Annotated in this window: 26 protein-coding genes and 1 tRNA gene; 19 read left to right on the top strand and 8 right to left on the bottom strand. The window is 36.4% G+C overall.

What is annotated here, in order from left to right:
• Window positions 1–27: 27 nt before the first annotated feature.
• A tRNA-Val gene (locus AC6CH1_RS08280) sits at window positions 28–100 on the bottom strand.
• Window positions 101–224: 124 nt separating this feature from the next.
• Complete coding sequence (locus AC6CH1_RS08275) at window positions 225–446, bottom strand: hypothetical protein (RefSeq protein WP_251687559.1); 222 nt, start codon at window positions 444–446, stop codon at window positions 225–227.
• A gap of 160 nt (window positions 447–606) precedes the next feature.
• On the opposite strand from AC6CH1_RS08275, the gene AC6CH1_RS08270 reads away from it, so the two are divergent.
• From AC6CH1_RS08270 to AC6CH1_RS08250, 5 genes are all read left to right on the top strand, one after another.
• Window positions 607–1,869 carry a M48 family metallopeptidase gene (locus AC6CH1_RS08270; protein ID WP_498317034.1) on the top strand — a complete coding sequence of 421 codons (1,263 nt, stop codon included), beginning with the start codon at window positions 607–609 and terminating at the stop codon, window positions 1,867–1,869.
• Between the two features lie 86 nt (window positions 1,870–1,955).
• Window positions 1,956–2,741 (top strand): GNAT family N-acetyltransferase, encoded by a 786-nt coding sequence (locus AC6CH1_RS08265; RefSeq protein ID WP_498317032.1) that lies wholly within the window; start codon window positions 1,956–1,958, stop codon window positions 2,739–2,741.
• Between the two features lie 45 nt (window positions 2,742–2,786).
• Window positions 2,787–3,146 carry a nuclear transport factor 2 family protein gene (locus AC6CH1_RS08260; RefSeq protein ID WP_427709600.1) on the top strand — a complete coding sequence of 120 codons (360 nt, stop codon included), beginning with the start codon at window positions 2,787–2,789 and terminating at the stop codon, window positions 3,144–3,146.
• A 100-nt stretch (window positions 3,147–3,246) separates the two neighbouring features.
• The gene (locus AC6CH1_RS08255) at window positions 3,247–3,846 is read left to right on the top strand and encodes a protein kinase (protein ID WP_498317030.1); all 600 of its coding nucleotides are present in this window, start codon (window positions 3,247–3,249) and stop codon (window positions 3,844–3,846) included.
• A gap of 60 nt (window positions 3,847–3,906) precedes the next feature.
• A complete protein-coding gene (locus tag AC6CH1_RS08250; RefSeq protein WP_427709604.1) occupies window positions 3,907–4,098 on the top strand; it encodes a DUF6366 family protein in 192 nt (63 codons plus the stop codon).
• Window positions 4,099–4,154: 56 nt separating this feature from the next.
• On the opposite strand, the gene AC6CH1_RS08245 is transcribed toward AC6CH1_RS08250, so the two are convergent.
• A complete protein-coding gene (locus tag AC6CH1_RS08245; protein WP_498317028.1) occupies window positions 4,155–4,277 on the bottom strand; it encodes a hypothetical protein in 123 nt (40 codons plus the stop codon).
• Window positions 4,278–4,515: 238 nt separating this feature from the next.
• On the opposite strand from AC6CH1_RS08245, the gene AC6CH1_RS08240 reads away from it, so the two are divergent.
• From AC6CH1_RS08240 to AC6CH1_RS08225, 4 genes are all read left to right on the top strand, one after another.
• Complete coding sequence (locus AC6CH1_RS08240; RefSeq protein ID WP_251687572.1) at window positions 4,516–4,725, top strand: hypothetical protein; 210 nt, start codon at window positions 4,516–4,518, stop codon at window positions 4,723–4,725.
• A gap of 148 nt (window positions 4,726–4,873) precedes the next feature.
• Window positions 4,874–5,374: a DUF402 domain-containing protein gene (locus AC6CH1_RS08235; RefSeq protein ID WP_498317027.1), complete on the top strand. Its 501-nt coding sequence runs from the start codon at window positions 4,874–4,876 to the stop codon at window positions 5,372–5,374.
• A 57-nt stretch (window positions 5,375–5,431) separates the two neighbouring features.
• Window positions 5,432–5,836, top strand: a complete 405-nt coding sequence (locus AC6CH1_RS08230) for an HIT family protein (RefSeq protein ID WP_498317026.1) — start codon at window positions 5,432–5,434, stop codon at window positions 5,834–5,836.
• Window positions 5,837–5,866: 30 nt separating this feature from the next.
• On the top strand, window positions 5,867–6,436 hold the full coding sequence (locus AC6CH1_RS08225; RefSeq protein ID WP_498317025.1) for an AAA family ATPase: 570 nt from the start codon (window positions 5,867–5,869) through the stop codon (window positions 6,434–6,436).
• A gap of 31 nt (window positions 6,437–6,467) precedes the next feature.
• On the opposite strand, the gene AC6CH1_RS08220 is transcribed toward AC6CH1_RS08225, so the two are convergent.
• Window positions 6,468–7,151, bottom strand: coding sequence for a toxoflavin lyase-like VOC family protein (locus tag AC6CH1_RS08220; protein WP_498317023.1), 684 nt, complete (start codon window positions 7,149–7,151; stop codon window positions 6,468–6,470).
• A 191-nt stretch (window positions 7,152–7,342) separates the two neighbouring features.
• On the opposite strand from AC6CH1_RS08220, the gene AC6CH1_RS08215 reads away from it, so the two are divergent.
• Both AC6CH1_RS08215 and AC6CH1_RS08210 read left to right on the top strand, forming a co-directional pair.
• A complete protein-coding gene (locus AC6CH1_RS08215; protein WP_498317756.1) occupies window positions 7,343–8,221 on the top strand; it encodes a helix-turn-helix domain-containing protein in 879 nt (292 codons plus the stop codon).
• A 287-nt stretch (window positions 8,222–8,508) separates the two neighbouring features.
• Window positions 8,509–9,528: a serine hydrolase domain-containing protein gene (locus tag AC6CH1_RS08210; protein WP_498317021.1), complete on the top strand. Its 1,020-nt coding sequence runs from the start codon at window positions 8,509–8,511 to the stop codon at window positions 9,526–9,528.
• Between the two features lie 411 nt (window positions 9,529–9,939).
• Here the strand turns inward: AC6CH1_RS08210 and AC6CH1_RS08205 are convergent, their stop codons facing one another.
• Window positions 9,940–10,866 (bottom strand): EamA family transporter, encoded by a 927-nt coding sequence (locus AC6CH1_RS08205; RefSeq protein WP_498317020.1) that lies wholly within the window; start codon window positions 10,864–10,866, stop codon window positions 9,940–9,942.
• Between the two features lie 190 nt (window positions 10,867–11,056).
• Here AC6CH1_RS08205 and AC6CH1_RS08200 point away from each other — a divergent pair, with 190 nt between their 5' ends.
• Together AC6CH1_RS08200 and AC6CH1_RS08195 are read left to right on the top strand one after the other, a co-directional pair.
• On the top strand, window positions 11,057–11,860 hold the full coding sequence (locus tag AC6CH1_RS08200; protein ID WP_498317018.1) for an N-acetylmuramoyl-L-alanine amidase: 804 nt from the start codon (window positions 11,057–11,059) through the stop codon (window positions 11,858–11,860).
• Between the two features lie 55 nt (window positions 11,861–11,915).
• Window positions 11,916–12,815, top strand: a complete 900-nt coding sequence (locus tag AC6CH1_RS08195) for a stalk domain-containing protein (protein WP_498317016.1) — start codon at window positions 11,916–11,918, stop codon at window positions 12,813–12,815.
• A gap of 90 nt (window positions 12,816–12,905) precedes the next feature.
• On the opposite strand, the gene AC6CH1_RS08190 is transcribed toward AC6CH1_RS08195, so the two are convergent.
• Window positions 12,906–14,156: an MFS transporter gene (locus AC6CH1_RS08190; protein ID WP_498317015.1), complete on the bottom strand. Its 1,251-nt coding sequence runs from the start codon at window positions 14,154–14,156 to the stop codon at window positions 12,906–12,908.
• A 194-nt stretch (window positions 14,157–14,350) separates the two neighbouring features.
• On the opposite strand from AC6CH1_RS08190, the gene AC6CH1_RS08185 reads away from it, so the two are divergent.
• Window positions 14,351–14,614: a YqhV family protein gene (locus AC6CH1_RS08185; RefSeq protein ID WP_420820144.1), complete on the top strand. Its 264-nt coding sequence runs from the start codon at window positions 14,351–14,353 to the stop codon at window positions 14,612–14,614.
• Window positions 14,615–14,660: 46 nt separating this feature from the next.
• Here the strand turns inward: AC6CH1_RS08185 and AC6CH1_RS08180 are convergent, their stop codons facing one another.
• Together AC6CH1_RS08180 and AC6CH1_RS08175 are read right to left on the bottom strand one after the other, a co-directional pair.
• Window positions 14,661–15,890, bottom strand: a complete 1,230-nt coding sequence (locus tag AC6CH1_RS08180; protein ID WP_498317013.1) for an MFS transporter — start codon at window positions 15,888–15,890, stop codon at window positions 14,661–14,663.
• 93 nt (window positions 15,891–15,983) lie between these two features.
• Window positions 15,984–16,610, bottom strand: coding sequence for a LysE family transporter (locus tag AC6CH1_RS08175; RefSeq protein WP_427709627.1), 627 nt, complete (start codon window positions 16,608–16,610; stop codon window positions 15,984–15,986).
• Window positions 16,611–16,834: 224 nt separating this feature from the next.
• Between AC6CH1_RS08175 and AC6CH1_RS08170 the strand changes: the two genes are divergently transcribed.
• From AC6CH1_RS08170 to AC6CH1_RS08150, 5 genes are all read left to right on the top strand, one after another.
• Entirely contained in the window at window positions 16,835–17,071 is a 237-nt protein-coding gene (locus tag AC6CH1_RS08170; RefSeq protein ID WP_079527068.1) for a hypothetical protein, read from the top strand.
• A gap of 301 nt (window positions 17,072–17,372) precedes the next feature.
• Complete coding sequence (locus tag AC6CH1_RS08165; protein WP_498317011.1) at window positions 17,373–19,265, top strand: N-acetylmuramoyl-L-alanine amidase; 1,893 nt, start codon at window positions 17,373–17,375, stop codon at window positions 19,263–19,265.
• Between the two features lie 115 nt (window positions 19,266–19,380).
• Entirely contained in the window at window positions 19,381–19,827 is a 447-nt protein-coding gene (locus AC6CH1_RS08160) for an aspartate aminotransferase (RefSeq protein WP_498317010.1), read from the top strand.
• 13 nt (window positions 19,828–19,840) lie between these two features.
• On the top strand, window positions 19,841–20,284 hold the full coding sequence (locus tag AC6CH1_RS08155) for a GyrI-like domain-containing protein (protein ID WP_498317009.1): 444 nt from the start codon (window positions 19,841–19,843) through the stop codon (window positions 20,282–20,284).
• Window positions 20,285–20,305: 21 nt separating this feature from the next.
• The gene (locus tag AC6CH1_RS08150) at window positions 20,306–20,716 is read left to right on the top strand and encodes a VOC family protein (RefSeq protein WP_498317007.1); all 411 of its coding nucleotides are present in this window, start codon (window positions 20,306–20,308) and stop codon (window positions 20,714–20,716) included.
• Window positions 20,717–20,890: the final 174 nt, after the last annotated feature.

The following is a 20,890-nucleotide window of genomic DNA, read 5'->3' as shown; positions in this document are numbered from 1 at the left end:
CAACGTTTACGGGCACACTTGAAATAATGGTCTCGACAAGTCTCGAACTTGCGACCCCCACCTTGTCGAGGTGGTGCTCTCCCAGCTGAGCTACAAGACCGTGATAAGAAACATATATAACAATGTTCTTACCTGTTATTATAGCATCCACAGAGGGAGCAGTATATAGAAAACTGTTATATTTTTACTTTTATTTTTATTGAATCCTACAATTTCCCCATAGATCAACGTCTTTTCTTTTTATCGTCTTTTAATAAAGCTTGTTTTTTATTTACTTTTTCCAGGACGACATAGACGTGGTATTTACTCTCTTCGATTTGAACAACATTTACAACCTTTCCTTTACGTCCTTTTATTTTTAAATCCTCATCTACTTCAGGAATACGTTCCAAACACTGGCTAAGGACAGGTGTATTATTTTCCAAATAATGAACAGCAAACAACATGATTAAGCGCTCCTTGTTAATTCGATTTTAAATTGAGTCAATTTATGAAGATTCCAAGATGTATAGAACCATCAAAAATTGAAATTGACCAACTCGATAGAAATGATTTCCACATTTCAATAATAGGATATGGTAACGAATGAATTGAGGTGTAGAAGGAATGACAAAAAAATGGGGTTTACTGGCTGTTTTTGCATTTGGACTGTATGTTGTCGCAATGTATTTGTATTTTTTCCATGGACAAAATAGTGGGATTCCAGCCGCTCTTCAAGGAACGGCAGCAGATCCAAGCACTTTTCTTACAACACAGGAGCTGTTATTAAGTGAGGAGTTATCGAAAGTAAGAAATTTCCTGTTCTTTATCACGACGCCATTGGAATGGCTGCTTTACTTCGTTATTTTAATTACGGGAATTTCACGTCTGTTTGAGAGATGGAGTGCTGAACAATTTAAATGGTCCATATTCAGAACAACAATGTATCTGTTCTTCCTGTCCTTGCTGTTGTTCATCCTCCAATTCCCGATGGACTATTACCGCTATACGCTTAGCAAAAGCTATGGGATCAGTACGCAGATTTTCTCCTCATGGATGCGGGAAAATATAATTGATTTTTGGCTGGAGTTTGGGATGTCGGTCATCATGATAGCAGTTCTTTATTGGCTTATCAGAAAAAGCCCCAAAAAATGGTGGCTCTATGCATGGGCTTTGACTGTACCGTTTTCAATCTTCCTAATGTTTATTCAACCTGTCGTCATCGATCCGATCTACAATGATTTTTCTCCTTTAACAGACAAGGAATTAGAGACGAAAATTCTATCTCTCGCTGAGCAGGCGGACATTCCATCAGACCATGTGTTTGAAGTGAATATGTCGGAGAAAACGAATGCTTTAAATGCCTATGTGACAGGAATAGGCGACAATTCCCGGATTGTGCTGTGGGATACGACATTAAACCGGTTAACCCATGATGAAATCCTGTTTATCATGGCGCACGAGATGGGGCATTATTTGCTGAAGGATATTTATATTAACATCGCGGTTTATATATTTATGACGCTCATTGGACTTTGGCTGATCGCAAAAATCATGCCTTGGATGATACGTCGTTACGGACCGATCCTGAAAATTAAAGAAATGGGCAATTTAAATTCATTGCCGTTATTTTTGTTAATCTCATCATTTTTACTTTTCTTCTCTAGCCCATTGTCCAATGCGATTTCACGTTATCAGGAAATTCGTGCAGATGAATTTGCTATTGAGCTTGTAGAAAACCCTGAAGCAGCGATATCATCGTTTCAACAGTTGACGAAAGCCGGTCTTAGTGAAGTAAACCCGCCAGCACTTGTGAAATGGTTCCGCTACACACATCCGCCAATGTTAGAAAGAATCGATAAAATTGCAGAAGAAGTTGATGAGGATTAAATAAAAACATGTATAATTAGTTTACTATATCTATAAACGCTTCAATTTTTTGTAATAAATGTTTGAGGCGTTGAAAGGAACTGGCTATGGACAAAAACGAATGGATTTCACTTTTTCACAAAGAATTGCGCCAAGAAGCTGTAACACCAGGATTTATAAGGGAAGAAACCGACCATGTTGTTCGGCACATTTCAAAATTTAACGAAAGCGGATTTATATTAGCTTCTAATGTAAATGAAAGGTCGGCAAGGGAAGTAATTCGAAAGGAGCTAACTTTTTTCGGAAACCTTAAGCAAAGTTTCGAATGGAAAGTGTACAGCTATGACAAACCTGATAATTTGACTGAATTACTCAAACAAGAGGGATTTACGATTGATGATCAAGAAGCACTCATGGTCGTGAAATTATCGGAAAGTCATCCTTTTCTTACAAATTACGATGTGCATGCAGTAAAGGAAATAACGGATGAACAGGGCATCCATGATGTTATTGTGCTAGAAGAGGCGATCTGGAATGAATCCCATACAGAGCTTGGGGAAAGGCTATGGAGAGATAAGCAAAATAGTCCGGACTCGCTATATATTTATGGGATTTATGTAGATGGTCAGCTTGTGAGTGCTGCTTGGATGTACTTAGAGAATAATTCGTCCTTTGCCAGCTTATGGGGAGGCTCAACGCTTCCGCAATACAGAGGCAATGGTTATTATTCAAAACTCTTAGCTGTTCGTGCACAAAAAGCTTATGAGAAGGGGTATTCTTTCCTGACAGTTGATGCCAGTCCAATGAGTAAACCGATCCTTGAAAAGTCTGGTTTTAGTTGTCTAGCATACTCTTATGGTTGCCAATCACCTAGTATTCCTGTACCAGATTAGGATAATACTTTTTACATTAACATGAACAGAAAAGGTGATTGGAAAGTGGAGAATAAATCAATATTAGAAAGACATTTATTTCAATTAGAAAACAAATTGTTGTTACCGGAAATTCGGACATCAAAAGAGGAGCTTACGAACTTACTTTCAGACAATTTTTTTGAATTTGGAAGCTCAGGGAAAGTATTGTACAAAGATGAGGAAATTAGCGCAGCGACTCTTGGAATTGTAAAAATGACAATGAGTGATTTTGAAATACATTTAATGTCTGATGAAATCGTTCTAGCAACTTATCGAATTTATAATGAGCTAAACAACCAGCATTCACTAAGGAGCTCAATTTGGAAATTAGTCAATGGACAGTGGAAAATGCATTTCCATCAAGGAACAAAAATCCCACTATAGTTTTCAAGCGCTATTCTTTTTAAAGGATTAGCGCTTAATTTTTTAAAACAGTAGTTGCAATAGCTGGAACTAAATACATAGATGATTCGGGGATGGAGAATTGAATATTTCTAAAGTAGTAGAAAACATAGAAGGTTTGCTTAAACAAGCTGACATGATAGGAATCGGTTCAACGAGAAAAGTTTATCGTTTCGAAGATATTGTCATAAAAACATTTTTACACCCAATCGGGTACGCCCAAAGTAAAAATGAGGATCAAATGTACAAATCATTGGAAATGCAGGGGCTGGAGAAGCATATTGCGCCAATTCTTTTTTTGAGTGAGAAATATGTCGTTCAGCCTTTTTATGAACAACTCCCTCTACACAATCATTGCTCTTACGATATTGATTTAGAGAACGACCCAAGAATAATGGAAGATTTAAAAACCGCAATCGAAGTCATCGATCAAGAACTTGATGGCTTTGATTTTAAAGATAGTGGAAATTACGGGCTAAATGAAGAGGGGCATCTTGTTTTAATTGACTATGGAATGACAAAAAAATTATATGAAGAACAATGGGTCCCATTAGCAGAGGCTGGGACATTGCCTCAAATACGATTTGAAAAATGCCGTGTCTGTAACATAGAAAAAGAACTTCGGATGTATGGAGAAAAAGATACAGATAATCGCTGTATGACTTGTGGAAAAGATTATTAATTTTATACTGGATAATTATGTTAAAACGTAAACAAGTGTTGTTTGTAGGAGGAATCTATATTGAATAAAGATCAAGAAACTCCAGAAGCAAGAAGAGAAAGATTAAGGCAACAAGAATTAAAGAGAAATCCGGCAGCTATGCATGGTGGCGGCCTTCAAGATTTAATCGGGGATTTAGGGTGGAAAGGTACAGGAATTCTTTTTCTTATAATAGTAATCGCTATTGTAATTTATTTAACATTTTTCAACTAAAGGCGCATTCTTATAGACCGAGGAATACAAACTTTGGAATCTTACATAAAAGTATTTTAAAGGTGGTTCAATGGAAATCTATTGGTTTTTAGTTTTGCTATTTTTTCTGCTCTGGATTGGGATTTCACATCAATATCCAGATCCGAGCTGGTGGTCAATTTTTTCAGCGAATCGCTCAACGCATACCCTCCTTATGGAACAGGTGTCTTTAATCAAAATCGAGTTGATACTTCTTATTTTTGGGGGAGTAGCTTACTTTCTACATCGTTTTATATGGAATGTCGTGGAGATAAATATAAAATAGTTAATACTGGTCGGTTTATTTATATTGAAGTGAACGAACAGATTTATGCTAATAAATACCTCTACTTTATTTAATGATATAATAAAAGGATCTATCGAGATGGAGTGATGGAAATGTTATATGATGGCGGTGGTATGGGCGTGTTTGCTTTATTCGGGTTGTTACCAATTCTAATTAACTTAGTTATCATTATTTTTGTGATTTATTTTATTGTCAAAGCGATAAAATTTATGGAAATGAAACAAAAATTGGATCAAGAAAAAAATGAAAAAATCGATCAGTTAATTCAACTGATTCATCAAAAGAAAAATGATAATATTTGATTTAAAATGAGGAGCATTACCTTGAGACGGGTAATGCTTTTTTAGTTCCAAAAATGTCATAAATTCAGTTTGGTAATTTATGTTAATATGAATAGGAGTAAAAAATACTTAGTGTGATAAATTTAAAATGTATTCGGAGGAGAGTTATTTGAATAATATCTTGAAAATTAAAGCGTTGAAGTTTCCAGGTATTCCTCATTATGAATGGGAAGGGGAAATACTAGAAACGACACCTGAATACATACTTGTTTTATGCAAATCAGGAAGGAAGTTAGTGCATCATTCTAAAAATGAAGTTTACACGATTAATAATACGTCAATAGAATATTTTCCTTTCAATAAATGGTTTACCGCAGCGTTGGAAGTTCAAGAAGGGGCCGTTGTTTCAGCATATTGTAATGTCGCAATGCCTTCAATTTTAAATCAAAACGAGCTTTGTTTTGTAGATTTGGATTTAGATTTTATAAAAAGGGAAAATCACGATTGGGAAGTTGTGGACGAAGATGAATTTGAAGAAAACAGTATAAAATATCTGTACCCTGAAGAGTTAAAACAAGAAGCAATCATGGCATTAAAACGATTGAAAGTAGAAGTTGATGAAGGGAACTTTCCTTTTATAAAAGAATTTACTTCTATTTTAAAACCATAATAAACGCTAAACTATTTCAGAATAAGATAGTAAATTAGTAAGGATGTGTGAAACAAAATGAATGATTGTATATTTTGTCATCCAGAATTAGAGCCAACTCAAAATATTATTTTAAGCAATGAACATTGTTGGTTTTTACAACTAGAACAATCCCAACAGAAAGGAATCCAACTTGAAGGTTCTGGCGTAATAGTACCTAAAATCCATCGAGAAACTGCGTTTGACTTAACAATAGATGAATGGAATGCCACATATACACTTCTTCAAGATGTCAAAGATTACTTGGATAAGATGTACCAACCTCAAGGATATAATCTGGGGTGGAATTGTGGAGAAATTGGAGGACAGCATATTTTTCACGCTCATTTTCATGTTTTACCAAGGTATACAGATGAACCGCTTGCAGGTAAAGGCATCCGGTACATGTTTAAAGGTGAGACGAATAGAAGGGGAAATGGATAATATTAAAGTTTAATAAAAGAGGTTTTAACTATGAAAAGATTAGTAATTATAACAGTGGGCAAAACCCATTCCGGAAAAACTACATTTGCTCATGCTTTAGAAGAACAATTAAGCAATTCTTTTGTAGTCGACCAGGATAACCACGCTCAATTTCTTAATACTTATTATAAGAAGTTACAACGAGATGAAGGACCAAATATACTTAAACATTCACTCTCTAAGTTAATGGTCGATTATGCTAAAGAACATACAGATTTTCATTTTATTATTTGCAACTCGAATCGAAGCCTCAAAGGTCGAAAGTATTTACTTGAGGATTTATTCCCAGCTGAAGATTTTGTAAGGATATTGGTTCACTTTGATATATCGTATGATGTACTCCATTCCAGAGTAAAACATAGTCAAAGAAGTACAAATATATTTAGGGGTCCAATTAAAAATTTTGATGAACTGCTTGTTAGACAGCACGAAGAATCTCTCAAAGAAGATATAGTGGATCCAACAGAACAGGAGGCCGATCATTTATTTGTCGTTAAGGATGACAATGATATGGATTTAGTAATTAAGAGTATAATACATATTGCACAAACGAGCTTGTAGGACCAAGCTCGTTTTATTATAGTGAGCATTTTCAAACTCGATTTGAACTCACCAATTCCAGATTTTCATCAATTTTCAACGATACTCCATCCGCTAATAAAACCTCAACTGGGAAAATATCAGCATTCTTATTTGAGAAGTACCATGTGCGGCCTTCATTTACGAATAAAAGGTAGGATGCATCTTCACGTGCCCCCATAAATGTTAAACCTTCTGCCGTAATTTCTTTATGGTCTCGTTCAAAAATAGATACTTCATGAAACGCTGATACTGATTTTAATTTATCCTTTACGACAATACTCATCTCCGACACCTTTTGAAGAGATGAAGCGGTAAACGGTACCGCACTTTGTTTAGCATCTGAAAGGCGGCAAATAAATTCTACAATATTTCCTGCAGGGTCCTCAAAGTAAATCGATTTCGCATCAATCCCTTCAAAGTAAACTTCATCTTCACCTTGTTCTTGCGATAATGTTACTTTTCCTTTAGTCCATTCTTTCGCTTCTTCAAATTGATTTGAAGGGATATCAAAAGCAAAATGATAGAATGGCTTTTCATTCAAAGGAGCCTCTATGAAAGTGACTGACGTTTCTCCAACATTCATTGTAAAGCGATTCAGTTCTTCTGAAAGTATAGGGAATTGCAGGTTATCTAAATAAAATTGTTTTGTTGCATCAAAGTTTGAAGCGTACATCGCAACATGTTTAATTTTCATAACATTTCCTTCTCTCAATCTGTGATAACTCTAAATTACCATGTATTCGTCAAATACGAATCGTTAAATAGACTGAATTTTCGCTTCTATCGCATGCGAAAGTTTATGTTAAAATATGGATATAAAACTTGAGCAAGATTTATCAAAAAATTCTTCTCTACATTCGTTATGATGATTGTGAGGTGAGCAAGTTGTATTACAGTGAAGTAACGCAAAGAGTCATTTCATTTATTGAAAGTAATCTAACTGAAGAAATTCAACTTGATACTTTCCCATCAGTCATTGGATATTCAAAATATCATTTATTGCGCATTTTTAAGCATGAAACTGGTAAGTCAATTGGTGAATATATTCGTGAGCGGCGATTAGCTACCGCTGCAATGCTTCTTCTGCATTCAAATGAATCTATATTGACGATTGCCATCATATTTCATTTTCAATCACAGGAAGCTTTTACTAGAGCTTTTAAGGAAATGTACACCTTGCCACCGGGAAAATACCGAAAGCTTATGCGATCCGTACAAATGATGGAGGAGGAAAAAGAAATGAATGAAAGTAAAGAAGTTAAAGGGTGGAGTTTAAGTGGATCGAACCCTGAGTTATATGAAATAACGGTCGATTCAGATGTTTTTCATACAGGGACAAAATCAGGACTACTTTATTCTAAAGGTGATATAAAGGAGCAGTACTTTGCTACAATGATGCAAGGTTTTCAAGCGGATGACTATAAGGGGAAACGGTTAAAGCTTTCATGTTTCCTGAAAACAGAGAATGTTTTTAAATGCGGGGCTTGGCTTCGAATTGACAATGCCATGGGAGATACTATTCAATTTGACAATATGGACAATCGATCGATACATGGAACGTCAAATTGGAATCACTATTCAATCGTATTAGATGTTCCGGAAGACAGTTCTTCTATTTACTTTGGCGTTTTACTTATAGGGCAGGGAAAGGTATGGGCTGATGGCTTCCGTTTTGAAGAAGTAACGAAAAAAGTGCCGACAACGAATATGCTGGACGTTGAACATTTGCCCAAACAACCAAGTAATTTAGATTTTAATGAGTAATAATAGAAATTAAGCGCATTTCCAGTGTAAGTGGATTTGCGTTTTTTTTCTTATTTCTTAGGCAGACGATAAGCATTTTATGTAAACTAAAAGTGAAATGGACAAGACAGAGGGGTGTTTTGGGGACTATTAAAAGCGATCCTTTTTTATTTGAAACTTTTATATATGGAACAATGGCTACTATGTTAAAATGAAATTGCCAAGTTTTGTTATTCCGAAAATACCATTCCGGAAATATTAGTTAACCAGTTTTTATCTGAACTCATTCAAATTTGAAGGGAAGTAAGATGAAAATGAATATGTTAAACGAAAAAGTAATAGCAGTTATGAATGAAGTTAATTTTTCAGGCAATGTTTTAGTAAAACGAAATAATGTTTTATTACAGCAACATAGTGACGGTTTTGCGAATCGTACGCATAGCATTTTGAATAATGAGCAAACGCGATTCGGGATTGCTTCCGGTTGTAAAATCTTTACAGCAGTAGCGATTTGTCAGCTTGCAGAGAAGGGCCAGCTTTCATTTGATTCGAAGTTATCCGATATTTTGGACATTCCATTTCCCCGATTCGATGAGGAAATTACAATCCACCACCTGTTGACACATACAGCCGGGATCCCGGATTACTTTGACGAAGAAGTTATGGAGGATTTTGCGGATTTATGGGTGAGTCAGCCGATGTATTTGATGCGAAACGGCCTTGATTTTTTACCGTTGTTCCAGCATGAACCGATGAAATTAAAAGTAGGTGAGCGTTTCCATTATAATAATGCGGGCTATATACTGCTCGGTCTTGTCGTTGAACAGGTAAGTGGCAAAGGCTTTGATGTTTATGTGACGGAAAATATATTCAAGCGTGCAGAAATGGAGCAATCAGGATACTTTGAACTGGATGCACTGCCTCGAAATACGGCACTCGGCTATATTGATGAGGAAGACGGCTCATGGAAATCGAATATTTACTCTGTTCCCGTAAAAGGAGGGGCGGACGGCGGAGCTTTTATCACTGTGGAAGATATGCATCGCTTCTGGCAAGCATTGATGAAATTTGAACTATTAGGCGAAGCGATAACGCAGCAATTGTTAACGCCATATATAAATACGGATGATGATTATGACCGTTTTTACGGCTATGGTGTATGGATTGATAAGAAGGAAGATTGTATCTCGAAATACCATGTGATGGGCTATGATCCCGGTGTGAGTTTCCACTCGGCATATTATCCGGAAAGTGGTTTGGTGAGTGTCGTCTGTTCGAATAAAAGTGAAGGCGCTTTTGACGTATTTAAGGAAATTGAAAACATTTAGTTTTGAGCCAACTAGCTGAGGCTAGTTGGTTTTTATTTTGGGGGTACAGTTTTCTAATATCCAGCTCTGATCTTTTAATATAATCGTTCAATATTCTAATAAACCATCAAAATGTTCAAATAACCTCCATAGAAGTTCTAATATCACTCTCAGATTTTCTGATAACTGCAGATTTGTTCTAATAAGAGTTTTCTAAAATCTCTCCGAAATGTTCAAATAACCGGTTCAACTCTTCTAATAAAAGTCGCCAATGTTCTAATAAAAACCAAAACAGCTTCATCAAACCCTAATATTTCCCGGAAACTAACTTGAAAATCACACCCCTTACCACAGTTTTCAAATACGCTTCCGAATTCTTCCGCAGATTTCGGAAAAAAAGCGCCCGCACACTCCATGCGAGCACTTCCTCTATCAAACGTCTACTGCCTCATCCTCAACCTTCTCCCGATCCGCCTTCAACGCTATATAAATCATCATCACCAAAATCAGTGAAGTTCCGAGCCACTGGAATCCGCCGAACGGTTCCTTCAGCCATAAAACTGTTGCCAGCACGGCAGTCAGCGGCTCAATATTGCCAAGCAGGCTTGTTTCCTTCGCAGTAAGAGTTTGTAGGCTTTCAATGTAAAACCAGAATGCCAGCATCGTGCCGAAAATAATAACAACAATCAAATAAAAGACAGTCGTGCCTGTCCATACTGAAACATCCACATCCCATGGAGGCTGCACAAAACTCATTGTCAATCCCGCTATAAACATCGCCCAGCCGACAACGACAAGCGAGTCGAAGCGTTTTAATAGGGGAATGACATAGAGTGTATAAAATGCCAACGTCACACCGGACAATAACCCCCAAATAATTGCAGGGAGCGGTACAGCAAATGCGGAAAGTGAACCGTTTGTTAATAAAAAGAAGCTTCCGCTAAGAGCAAGCACAATTGTTACCGCGTCTTTTTTCGTGAATTTGGACAGACCACGCACCGTTACCCAAATAATAATCATGACCGGTGCCAAGTATTGCAATAATGTTGCGACCGCTGCATTGCCTTCTTTAATCGAAGCCATATATGTATACTGAACCCCCAGCATTCCAATAATCGCAAAAACGAGTAAGCGGAATGCATTTCGTTTCTCACGCCAAATCTTGAAAATTTGCCCCCGATCTTTAAATATTGCCTGGGCAATTAAAAGAAGAATACCGGCAATGACAAGGCGTGTTGACACAAGCCAGTTCACTTCAATGCCAAGAGAAAACAGTTGTTGTGCCATCGTTCCGCCGATACCCCAGAAAAAACTGCCACTCACAACTAATAAAAAGCCAATCATTCGTTTGTTTTTCATGCCAAACCCTCACATTATGTATAATTACTTCATTGTAACGAATTATTATTCGAATTGCTATATCGCTATTTGAACGACTGTCTTTCAATGTGTTAAAAAACTAACTGCTATTTTAATATAATAAAAAACCGCGATGTCCCTTTTTCGGTACACAAACGGACATATAGATAGAAAAAGGAGGTGAATAACGATGTTAACAATTAGTGCAGGTCACTACGGAAAGGGGACAGGCGCATCAGGTTACATGAATGAAGGAGAGGAAACTGCCTCGCTTGTGCAGGAACTCGGGAAAAAATTACAGCAAAAAGGTGTGAAGGTCAACGTAATTATCGATAAACAATCTAAAAGCCAGCAGCAAAATTTGACGTATTTAGTGAAGCAGCATAACGCAACTCAGCGCGAACTTGATGTCAGCATTCATTTTAATTCTGCACCAACACAGCAAAAAGAAGGGATCGGGACAGAAGTGCTGTATGTAAATCCTTCTATATCATCATTTGCGCAAAAGATGAGCACCGAAATTGCGAAAGCAGGAAAATTTAAAAATCGCGGGGCAAAACAGCGAACGAACTTGGCATTTTTAAATGGCACAACGAAAAAGGCCATTATCATAGAAGTATGTTTTGTCAATTCGGAGCAAGATGTAAAGTTATACCGGTCCAATAAAGACCAAATAATTGAAGCAATTGCCGAGACATTGAAAAGCTATTTTCCAAATACGGCACCACCAACGCCGACACCATCACCACCAGTAAAACCGACACCACCGGCACCAAAACCGGACCCGCAAACGATTACGAGCAAGGCATTACAGCAAAAAGTGGAAGCAATTTTCAATGAAAAAGAAGCTGTACGTGAACAACTTAAACAAGGTGTACAAATAGGCGCTTTTCAGCCATTATGGTTGGAAAACTTTGATCTGGGTAAATTAACGTTATACGATTATATTGCGCTCACAACATTGCAATATCAAAAAAATAACTTGAATATGTAACCTTTTCCCCCTTAAATCGACTAATGTAGTGAAATTACCGAAAGGATGGAACTATATGAAAAAAATTGCACCTTTAGCATTATCTGTACTGCTACTTGGAACCGTTACTGCTTACGCTGATCAGCCAATAACAGAAGGGACTGAAGAAGTGGAAAAAGCAGGGACATTTATCCAGCACAGAGGGAATATTACTGCAGTCGAACAGAGGGGAAATGCCAAATTATTTACGGCAGAACTTGAAAACAATGTGTTCAATTTCTATGTAGATGACAAAACACTTGTTTTTGATGAACATGGCAATGAAGTGGAACTGAAAATTGGTGATACGATTTCACTTTCAATTTATGCGGATCAGCCAATGATCTTAATTTATCCTCCGCAATATGCACCACCTGTAGTGATTGTGGAAAAAGATGATACTGCCAACTCAGCAAAGATCACACAATTTGACGATAACTTCTTAAGTGATGATGGAAAGTTAAAACTGAATTTAAATGAGGAATCGGTCATTATTAATACAAAAGGCGAAAAAGTGTCTGCAAAGGAATTGAAAAACTATAGCGCAATTGTATTTTACGGACCAACAACAAAGAGTATTCCAGCACAGGCAGCACCAGAAAAAATCATTGTATTCCCAAAACTTGAAGAAGAAGTAGAAAACCCTGAAATAGCACCAGAAATACAGGAAATAATTGGGGAAGATTACAAAGAAGTCGATGGCATAATCATGGTGCCGTTACGCATTGTCACAGAAGAACTTGGCTTTAAAGTCACTTCAACAGGAAATGGCGCGGTCATTTCAAAAAATGCTTTGTCGTACACAATTACACGTGGCGAGAAAACATATGGCCATAACCGTGCACTTAAACATTTTGACGTTGCACCAGCATTACTGGAAGAAAACAAAACATATGTAGAATATGATTTTGTTAAAGAGTTACTGAAAAAAAATTAAATTGTGCAAGGGCTAAAATTCATTCGTCATATGGATTTTAGCCATTTTTTATATTAAAAAGGTGCTTTGAAAACTCAAAGCACCATGTTTTTAATGTATAAAGCGAGGCTGTTTCTTTATTAATATTACAAATAAACTTGCCATGACACAGCAGACACCGGCCATAAAAAATGCCCAAGTATAAGTATTAAAATAGGAATATAACATACCCCCACCATATGCGGCAGTTGCGGCACCTACTTGGTGAGATGCAAAAATCCACCCGTAAATAATCGCGCTTTTATGTACTCCAAATATTTGTCTCGAAAGATTGATGGTCGGCGGTACAGTCGCCACCCAATCCAATCCGTAAAATACAGTGAAAACAAGGATCCAAGTCAGATTGCCTTCCATTAACGTAAAAGGCAGCAAGACAAGAGAAGCACCTCTAAACAAATAATACCAAAACAGTAGCCAGCGATTATCAATACGATCGGACAGCCAACCGGAAAGTGTTGTTCCTACCATATTGAAAACGCCCATAAATGATAGCAAGGAAGCCGCAGTCACGATAGGTATGCCGAAGCTGATACAGTAAGAAATAAAATGTGTCCCGACGAGCCCGTTTGTTGAAAAGCCGCAAAAAAAGAAACTTCCTGCCAATAACCAAAATTCTTTAGCGCGTACAGCATCGGCCAACCCTTTAAATGCGAGAACAATGGGATTGCCTTTTGATTGATCATCCGCGACCTCTACATCCTCTGTCTGACCAAATGGAAGGATGCCGATTTCTTTCGGTGTGTTTCTCATAAATAAAAAGATAAGGAAAAACATTATGGAACTAATCGTTATAATTAAACCAATTGCCCATCGCCACGAGTAATTTTCGATAATTGTGGCTAATACAGGGAGGAGTATTAATTGGCCCATTGCCGTACTCGCAGTCAGAATCCCTGTTGCAAGTCCTCTTTTTTCTTTAAACCAGTGATTCGCTACATATGGACTTAAAACTGTTAAAAACAGACTGGAGCCAAGTCCGATAATTACACCCCAAATAATGATCAGTTGCCATGATTGATTCATCAGGAAAATTAATAGAAGACCCATCAGTAACGTCCCCATTGAAGCAAGCATCATTTTCTTTAATCCGAATTTTTGGAGCAATGCAGCCATGAATGGTCCAGCAAATCCGTATAAAAACAAGCTGATTCCAAAGGCTAGAGAAATCACTTGACGATCCCAGCCAAACTCTTTTTCAAAAGGAGTTAAGAAAACCCCGGATGACGCCATCGCAATCCCGGCGGCAATAATGGAGCAGAATGATATAGCAAGAATAATCCAGCTATAATGAAGTTTTTTCAACTGAACACCGCCTTTATTTACTATATTTTAATTTTAAATAGAAATGGATCATATGTAAAATTATATTTTCAGATTGTTTTGAGAATATCGTACGGACTTTTGCTAACTAAAGATTTCCATATGTTTTATAAATATATTTCTAGCTTCTATTGCATATGTTAGGTAACAACACTAGCAAGGATGTGGTTACATTTATGGATAAGGCACTCATTATTATTATTGCTTTAAGAATTATGTCCGGAAGTATAGAATTAACGGCTGCTGCATTAATGTTTAAATTCAATGATTTAGAAAAAGCCTTTTATATTAATACGCTACTAGCCCTGGTCGGTCCGGTTGTCTTAATTGTGACAACAGCACTAGCATTGCTTGGCCTGGCAGAAAAAATTTCGCTGACACGAATAATATGTCTTTTCTGCGGGATTTCCCTCATACTTTTTAGTTTGAAATCTGCATGAAACATAAAAAAGGACCTATGCAGCTATTGCTGTTAGGTCCTTATTTCTATGTTATTTCTTTTGGCTCAATATCCTCTACTTTGATAAACTTTATAACGAAAAATAGAAGAATAAATCCTAATATACCTGCAGTAATATAGCTAATATTGAGGTGTTCTTTCATGACAAGTGACATGATAGGCGGACCTGCTGCAACACCGATGAATCTCGCGGAACTATAGAATGAGGATACAGTACCACGTAATTCTTTTCTAATATTATCCGTAATAATGGTGTCAAGCGCAGGCAATAGAGCACCGATAGCTATTCCGACTACACTTGTGACAATCAGCAAAAGGATGAGTTTTTTGCTTGTGAACCCGACAAAGATAATGCTGACAGACATTGCAATCAAGGAAAATATAATAATTTTCTTAATTCTGTTTAAATCTCCTTTAATTTTCCGACCGGAAATATAAGAAGAAATACAGAGAAGTAAAAGCGGGATGGCAAGTACAAAACCTTTCTTAATCCCTTTAATATCATGAACTTTTTCCAGATTTTCTGATAAGAAAAATAACATGCCGAATAATATGAGCATAACAAGGACACCGTTAAGGAATACCGTATACAACCATTTTCCTTCGTCTTTAAAAACTTCCTTTGTATTACGTATAAATTCCTTAAACTTCAAAGGTTCATCCTTATCTTTAGGTACTTTAACAAAGAAGAATATAAGTGCAATGGAAATTAAACTGAGTGCTGATATAGAAAAGAACGGAAGGAACCATAATATAGCAGCAAAAACTGAGCCTAAAATAGGACTCAATACTTTTCCGAACGTATTTGAAGTTTCTATTATCCCTAAAGTTGAACTGATTTTTTCATCGTCATCTTGATAAAGGTCACCTACAAGAGGTAAAACAATTGGCATCGCTCCGGCAGCACCTATACCTTGAATGATCCTGCCGATAATAATCATTGTGAAAGGGTCATCCATTTTCCATGAAGCAAACCCTGCGATTAGTCCGCCGATTAAAGCTAAGATCAGACTCGGTAATATGACGACTTTCCGGCCAAAGCGGTCAGATAAATAGCCTGCTACTGGAATAAGAAAAATTGCTGCGACTGAATAGCTTGTAATGATCATGCTCGATTGAAATGATGTAATTCCGACTTTGTCTTCTAGTATTGGGAGCACTGGAATAAGCATTGAATTTCCTAAAGTCATGATGAGAGGAATAGAAGTCAGACTTACAATACACCATATACTTACATGTCCCTTATTTTTATCCATTACCACACCTCGACTAATTTTATATTTATTTAGGTATGGTTTCCTTTCGTGTTCATTTTATACGCAAGGCTTTTTTTGGCTATGCTCTAACAATTAAAATAACAAATGAAAAGCCTGCTTTCCAAAGTAAATTCCGAATCCAATCATAAAGATAGATGAAATAACCGTTACAGTTTTCAAAAGATTAATGGATAATAATTTGCGAGCGACGCTGGATAAAAATGAATATAGAAAATCAACTAATATAATGCCGAGCAATATGGCACTGCTTATTATTATGATGTCAAATCCAGAAGCGATACCCGCTGTTTTTGCGAGGATGGAGCCATAAATCCCCAGCCAAAAAAGAATTGTTATCGGATTTAACAATGACATTAACAATCCAGCTAATAACGAATGTCTCAATCTAACTATTTTGCCGGTTTTAGAGTTCATCTCAATTTTATGTAGCGTCAGTAAGCTTTCTATCCCTGTATACAAAAGAACAAAGCACCCAAAAGACCATAGTATTGTTTGTAAAAGTATCGAATCAATGAATTTTCCCACTCCAAAATAAACGACGAACATATAGACAATGTCAGTAGTCAAAGCACCAAGACTGAAAAACCAGGCATGAAAAAATCCGTTCTTTAAACCTGTATTTAAAAGGACGTTCTTCACAGGTCCAAATGTAGCGGCCATCGTTATGCCTAAAAAGATATAGGTAAATATTGAATTCATAAAATGTCCTCCATTAATTACATATTTGTGCATTTTATTCGATGGTGGGGTTTTTTAGGACTAGTAATAGGCTGAGCTGATTATTTATTTTGAGGAATTTTATTTGCAGCGATTAAGGGGAGGAAGTTTACTTAGATTTATATTCAATAAATAGATTATTAAATGGATTTATTGTTATAATTTTAAAGTAATGATGATATTTAAATTATAGGGAGGCAGTCATTATGCAAATAGATAAAAATATGCAGGAAATGTTTTCGAACTTCATTTTACAACGAGTAAAAGAGGACAAGATGGAGGAAGCTAAAGCTTTACTTGCTGAAAATTTTAAAAAGCAGGATGAAGGTACATTTACTAAAGAGGATGTTGAACAGTTTGTTCCAAAAATGATGGAATACTTAAAACCGGAAAAAATTGAAGAGATTCGTACAATCGCAAAGCAATTTTCTATCAATTTCTAATAAAAAAAGACGAATTCACAAAAAAATTATAGACTCACAAAGAATCCATTTGTCCGAAATATTACGGACAGGATTCTTTTTTTTACCCATCACAAAACATCGATAATTCGCTCTATTACAACAATGTTAAATAGACTATTTACCCCTTACTTCCACTTTACAAACCTAATTTATTATGCAATGTAATCTTTTTGTAACTAGACTGTAACAAGATTTTGACATTAAATATGGATTTACCTCTATTTTTTTCCGGTTTTGTACTATACAATGAGGTGGACAGCTTATGAAAGGATAGGGAACAATGAATCAAAAATTGATTACATTGGTTGTTGCAATCTTCCTCGTTTGTACACTAGCTGTTACACCGACATCAGCTAAAGTAGTATTTGCAGATGTTGCGACAACCGATGCCACTTACGACGAGATCCAGTATTTAATTAGCCTTGGGGCGATTAAAGGATATCAGGAAAAGGGCAAAACGTACTACAAACCCAACATGAGTGTGACGCGTGCACAAGCTGCCAAGATGGCAGTCATTGCTGCAGGTAAAAGTCCACTAAAAGTAAGTAACTCCTCGTACACAGATGTTAAAGTCGGGACAGAACAATCGACATACATCGAACGTGCACGTCAACTTGGATTATTTACTAAAACATCAGGGAAATTTTCTCCTAATGCCACTTTGTCTCGTGAAGAAATGAGTCACGTTCTATCTATCGCATTTAATTTAAATGTTAGTGACTATAAAGATTTACCGGTGTACTTCCCAGATGTATCGAATTCGAATACATATGCTCCGTATATTAAAGCAATCTACTATAATGGGATTACAAAAGGTAGTGACGGCAAATATATGCCAAAAGGCTCGGTAACACGAGCACAGTTTGCATCATTTATCGCAAGAGCAAAAAGCGATGAATTCCGACTAGCCTTACCCGAACACCTTGATTCCGTTGATACGAAACAAGTAATTGGTCTTGTTTCAATAACAACAGATGGCTTAAATGTTCGTACAAAGCCGACAACATCAAGTGCAGTGATTGGCAGAGTAAATTCGGGCGGTAAGTTATCGGTGTATGCTGTGGAAGGTAATTGGTTAAAAGTTTCTTATCAAGGTTATTACGGTTATATCAGTAAATCATATGCTAAATTCCTTGAACAAGACGGCAGTGCCATTGGACCATCAATTAAAGCTGTCAAGACAAATACAATTATAAATCTGTATTACAAACCGACATCGTCATCGAAAAAAATTAAACAAATTTCAGCTGGTTCAACATTGTCAGTCTATAAAGAAATTGACGGTTATTATTTAACAACAGTAGGTGGAATTCCAGGCTATATTGTAAAAAATAGCACGACGGATGTAGGGGGTTCAATTGTGACTCCGCCACCAGCAGAAACAGATTCCGACAATAACGATCCTGTCGTAACATCCGGCACAACAGGTAAAGTAACAGTTGCGAGTTTAAACATGCGCAAATCGGCATCAGGATCATCAGCAACAATTAAAAAGTTATCAAAAGGATCAGTAATTGCGGTACATTCCATTGATGGCTATTGGGCAAAGGTAACAGCGGGAAAAGATACAGGTTATGTGCACAAATCGTACATTAAACTCGTGAACGAAAAAGGCAGTCCTGTTAAAGACCGTATTATTATTTTAGACCCAGGGCACGGTGGTAAAGATCCAGGTGCTGTTAACTCTGGTAGTACTGAAAAAGCGATCGTTTTAAAAGTTGGCAATCTTGTCAAACAAAAACTTGAAGCAAACGGCGCAAAAGTATTTACTACACGTTCAGGAGATACGTATCCATCCCTTCAGGAACGCGTGAAATTTACAAAGGACAAGTTCGGTGAAGTTTATGTAAGCATTCACGTAAATTCAGCTACATCTACAAGTGCGAAAGGTACGGAAACGTATTACAGCATTACAACAGGTGACCAGTATGAAGAGGATAAAAAGCTTGCGACGTATATCAATAATGAAATCGTCAAAAATGCGGATATGAAAAACCGAGGGGTAAAAGAAGCACAGTATTATGTGACACGCAATATGATCATTCCTTCTGTATTAGTCGAACTTGGGTTCATCTCCAATGCAGAAGACCGTAAAAAATTAATCAATGATAAGTATGTAGAAATCTATGCACAATCTATTTACAACGGGATTGTTGATTACTACAGAAAATAAAATATGCTGTTTGATGGCTTAGTTCTTTTAAAAGGACTAAGCCATTTTTATTTAAGATTAAAAGGAAAATATGGTAAAATTTATTGAAATTAACGTTTGCATATTGGGGGATGAAATGAAGCAATCAATAAAAATAGTCTTATTAATTGGATTTATTTTAGGTGTTTATTATTTGTGGAATCAATATGAAATGTACCAGTTTTCTAAAGAGTTCGATGAATTGCATACAGTGGACAGTAAAGAATTAACAAAGGTCACAGTCGCTAAATATCCATCAAATGATTCATCAGTTTCTTACAATATGGATGAAGTAAGTGAACTTTACCTTATGCTGGAGACAATGCCATCCGAAAGGGTACGTAAAGTAAAAGAAACCACATCCTATTATACAATTAAATTCTCCGACCAATCGCTCGGGAAGACGGTCACCTATACGATTTACGATAATGATAGAGTAAAACGGGAAAAAGAGGGAACAAATTTACGGTCAACCGGTTATCTAAAATTAAATGAACCGTTTGACCGTAAATTGCTGGAAGAGTGGATTAAAAATAATGAATAATGCGGTGATTTAATTGACATTTAAAATGTTAAAAAAAGAATTCAAGTTGATTGGCTTAATGGGCAGCGGGGTGTATGAAAACTTTGGAAGTGAAGTACCATTGCTTGCAAAACGGTTATTAAGCCGTTTTAGTGAGATCGACTTCCCGACTGAAAGTGAAATTGCATTATATGAGCCTAAAAAGAGTGCCGATCATACGACAGGTAATTTCTATGTAGGACTTATCGTTCGCGAGAGAGTGAAGAGAATCCCGACAGGAATGGATTATGTAGAGACGAATAACCATTATATCACGACAAGAGGGAACATAATGGAGTTGGATAAACTTCATGAAAATTTGCTGAATTGGGGAACAGCGCAAGATTTTAAAAGAGATCTTGATTCTTATATTATCGAAACTTATCACCCTGTCAGCGAAGGGGAAGAAGTAGAAATCTATTTACCAATCATTGCGTAGAACTTAAAAGGGAGAAGAAAAATGGGCGATAAATTAGTGAGAGTCGGAACAACTTACATACCGGTAACGGATGTGGATCAATCTGCTGAATGGTATGTAAAGAACTTGGAAGCGGCTTTAAGTTACAAAGACACGGATAAAGCCATATTAAACTTTGCGAATCAAAGTTTCTTTCTAGTGAAATCTAATGAAAATGTCACTGCCAATTTTAAAGATAAAAATGGAAACGAACGTTTTTCAATAACATTTGAAGTTGATGGATTACACGCTTTAGCAAAATTGCATAAAGAATTTCAGCAAAGCGGTGTGAAAGTCGGTGAGATTGAAGATCGAGGGCATGCCGGAAGAAATTTTGTCTTTTATGATTTGGATAAAAACAAATTCGATGTGTGGAGCGAACTGAGCCCTACTTTTAAAGAAAAATTTAAATAACTTCTTTACGGACTTAGTATGGATAAATTCCTTACTAAGTTTTTTTCGTAATAATGAATCTTTTCTTGTTCTGTTCCGTACATAAACATAGTGGCGAATGAAATTGTTAAGTATTTTTATATGCTGTGTTTATTACATATTTTTTTTTACTCATTTTATAATCCGAATAATTGC

It is taken from the genome of Solibacillus sp. GQ1 (assembly GCF_059758555.1).
This window is presented reverse-complemented; position numbering and strand designations above follow the sequence as displayed.

Coding starts and splice junctions, on each gene's coding strand:
- AC6CH1_RS08275 (WP_251687559.1), bottom strand. CDS start 446: ATGTTGTTTGCTGTTCATTATTTGGAAAATAATACACCTGTCCTTAGC.
- AC6CH1_RS08270 (WP_498317034.1), top strand. CDS start 607: ATGACAAAAAAATGGGGTTTACTGGCTGTTTTTGCATTTGGACTGTAT.
- AC6CH1_RS08265 (WP_498317032.1), top strand. CDS start 1,956: ATGGACAAAAACGAATGGATTTCACTTTTTCACAAAGAATTGCGCCAA.
- AC6CH1_RS08240 (WP_251687572.1), top strand. CDS start 4,516: ATGTTATATGATGGCGGTGGTATGGGCGTGTTTGCTTTATTCGGGTTG.
- AC6CH1_RS08230 (WP_498317026.1), top strand. CDS start 5,432: ATGAATGATTGTATATTTTGTCATCCAGAATTAGAGCCAACTCAAAAT.
- AC6CH1_RS08225 (WP_498317025.1), top strand. CDS start 5,867: ATGAAAAGATTAGTAATTATAACAGTGGGCAAAACCCATTCCGGAAAA.
- AC6CH1_RS08220 (WP_498317023.1), bottom strand. CDS start 7,151: ATGAAAATTAAACATGTTGCGATGTACGCTTCAAACTTTGATGCAACA.
- AC6CH1_RS08210 (WP_498317021.1), top strand. CDS start 8,509: ATGAAAATGAATATGTTAAACGAAAAAGTAATAGCAGTTATGAATGAA.
- AC6CH1_RS08205 (WP_498317020.1), bottom strand. CDS start 10,866: ATGAAAAACAAACGAATGATTGGCTTTTTATTAGTTGTGAGTGGCAGT.
- AC6CH1_RS08200 (WP_498317018.1), top strand. CDS start 11,057: ATGTTAACAATTAGTGCAGGTCACTACGGAAAGGGGACAGGCGCATCA.
- AC6CH1_RS08195 (WP_498317016.1), top strand. CDS start 11,916: ATGAAAAAAATTGCACCTTTAGCATTATCTGTACTGCTACTTGGAACC.
- AC6CH1_RS08185 (WP_420820144.1), top strand. CDS start 14,351: ATGGATAAGGCACTCATTATTATTATTGCTTTAAGAATTATGTCCGGA.
- AC6CH1_RS08180 (WP_498317013.1), bottom strand. CDS start 15,890: ATGGATAAAAATAAGGGACATGTAAGTATATGGTGTATTGTAAGTCTG.
- AC6CH1_RS08175 (WP_427709627.1), bottom strand. CDS start 16,610: ATGAATTCAATATTTACCTATATCTTTTTAGGCATAACGATGGCCGCT.
- AC6CH1_RS08170 (WP_079527068.1), top strand. CDS start 16,835: ATGCAAATAGATAAAAATATGCAGGAAATGTTTTCGAACTTCATTTTA.
- AC6CH1_RS08165 (WP_498317011.1), top strand. CDS start 17,373: ATGAATCAAAAATTGATTACATTGGTTGTTGCAATCTTCCTCGTTTGT.
- AC6CH1_RS08160 (WP_498317010.1), top strand. CDS start 19,381: ATGAAGCAATCAATAAAAATAGTCTTATTAATTGGATTTATTTTAGGT.
- AC6CH1_RS08150 (WP_498317007.1), top strand. CDS start 20,306: ATGGGCGATAAATTAGTGAGAGTCGGAACAACTTACATACCGGTAACG.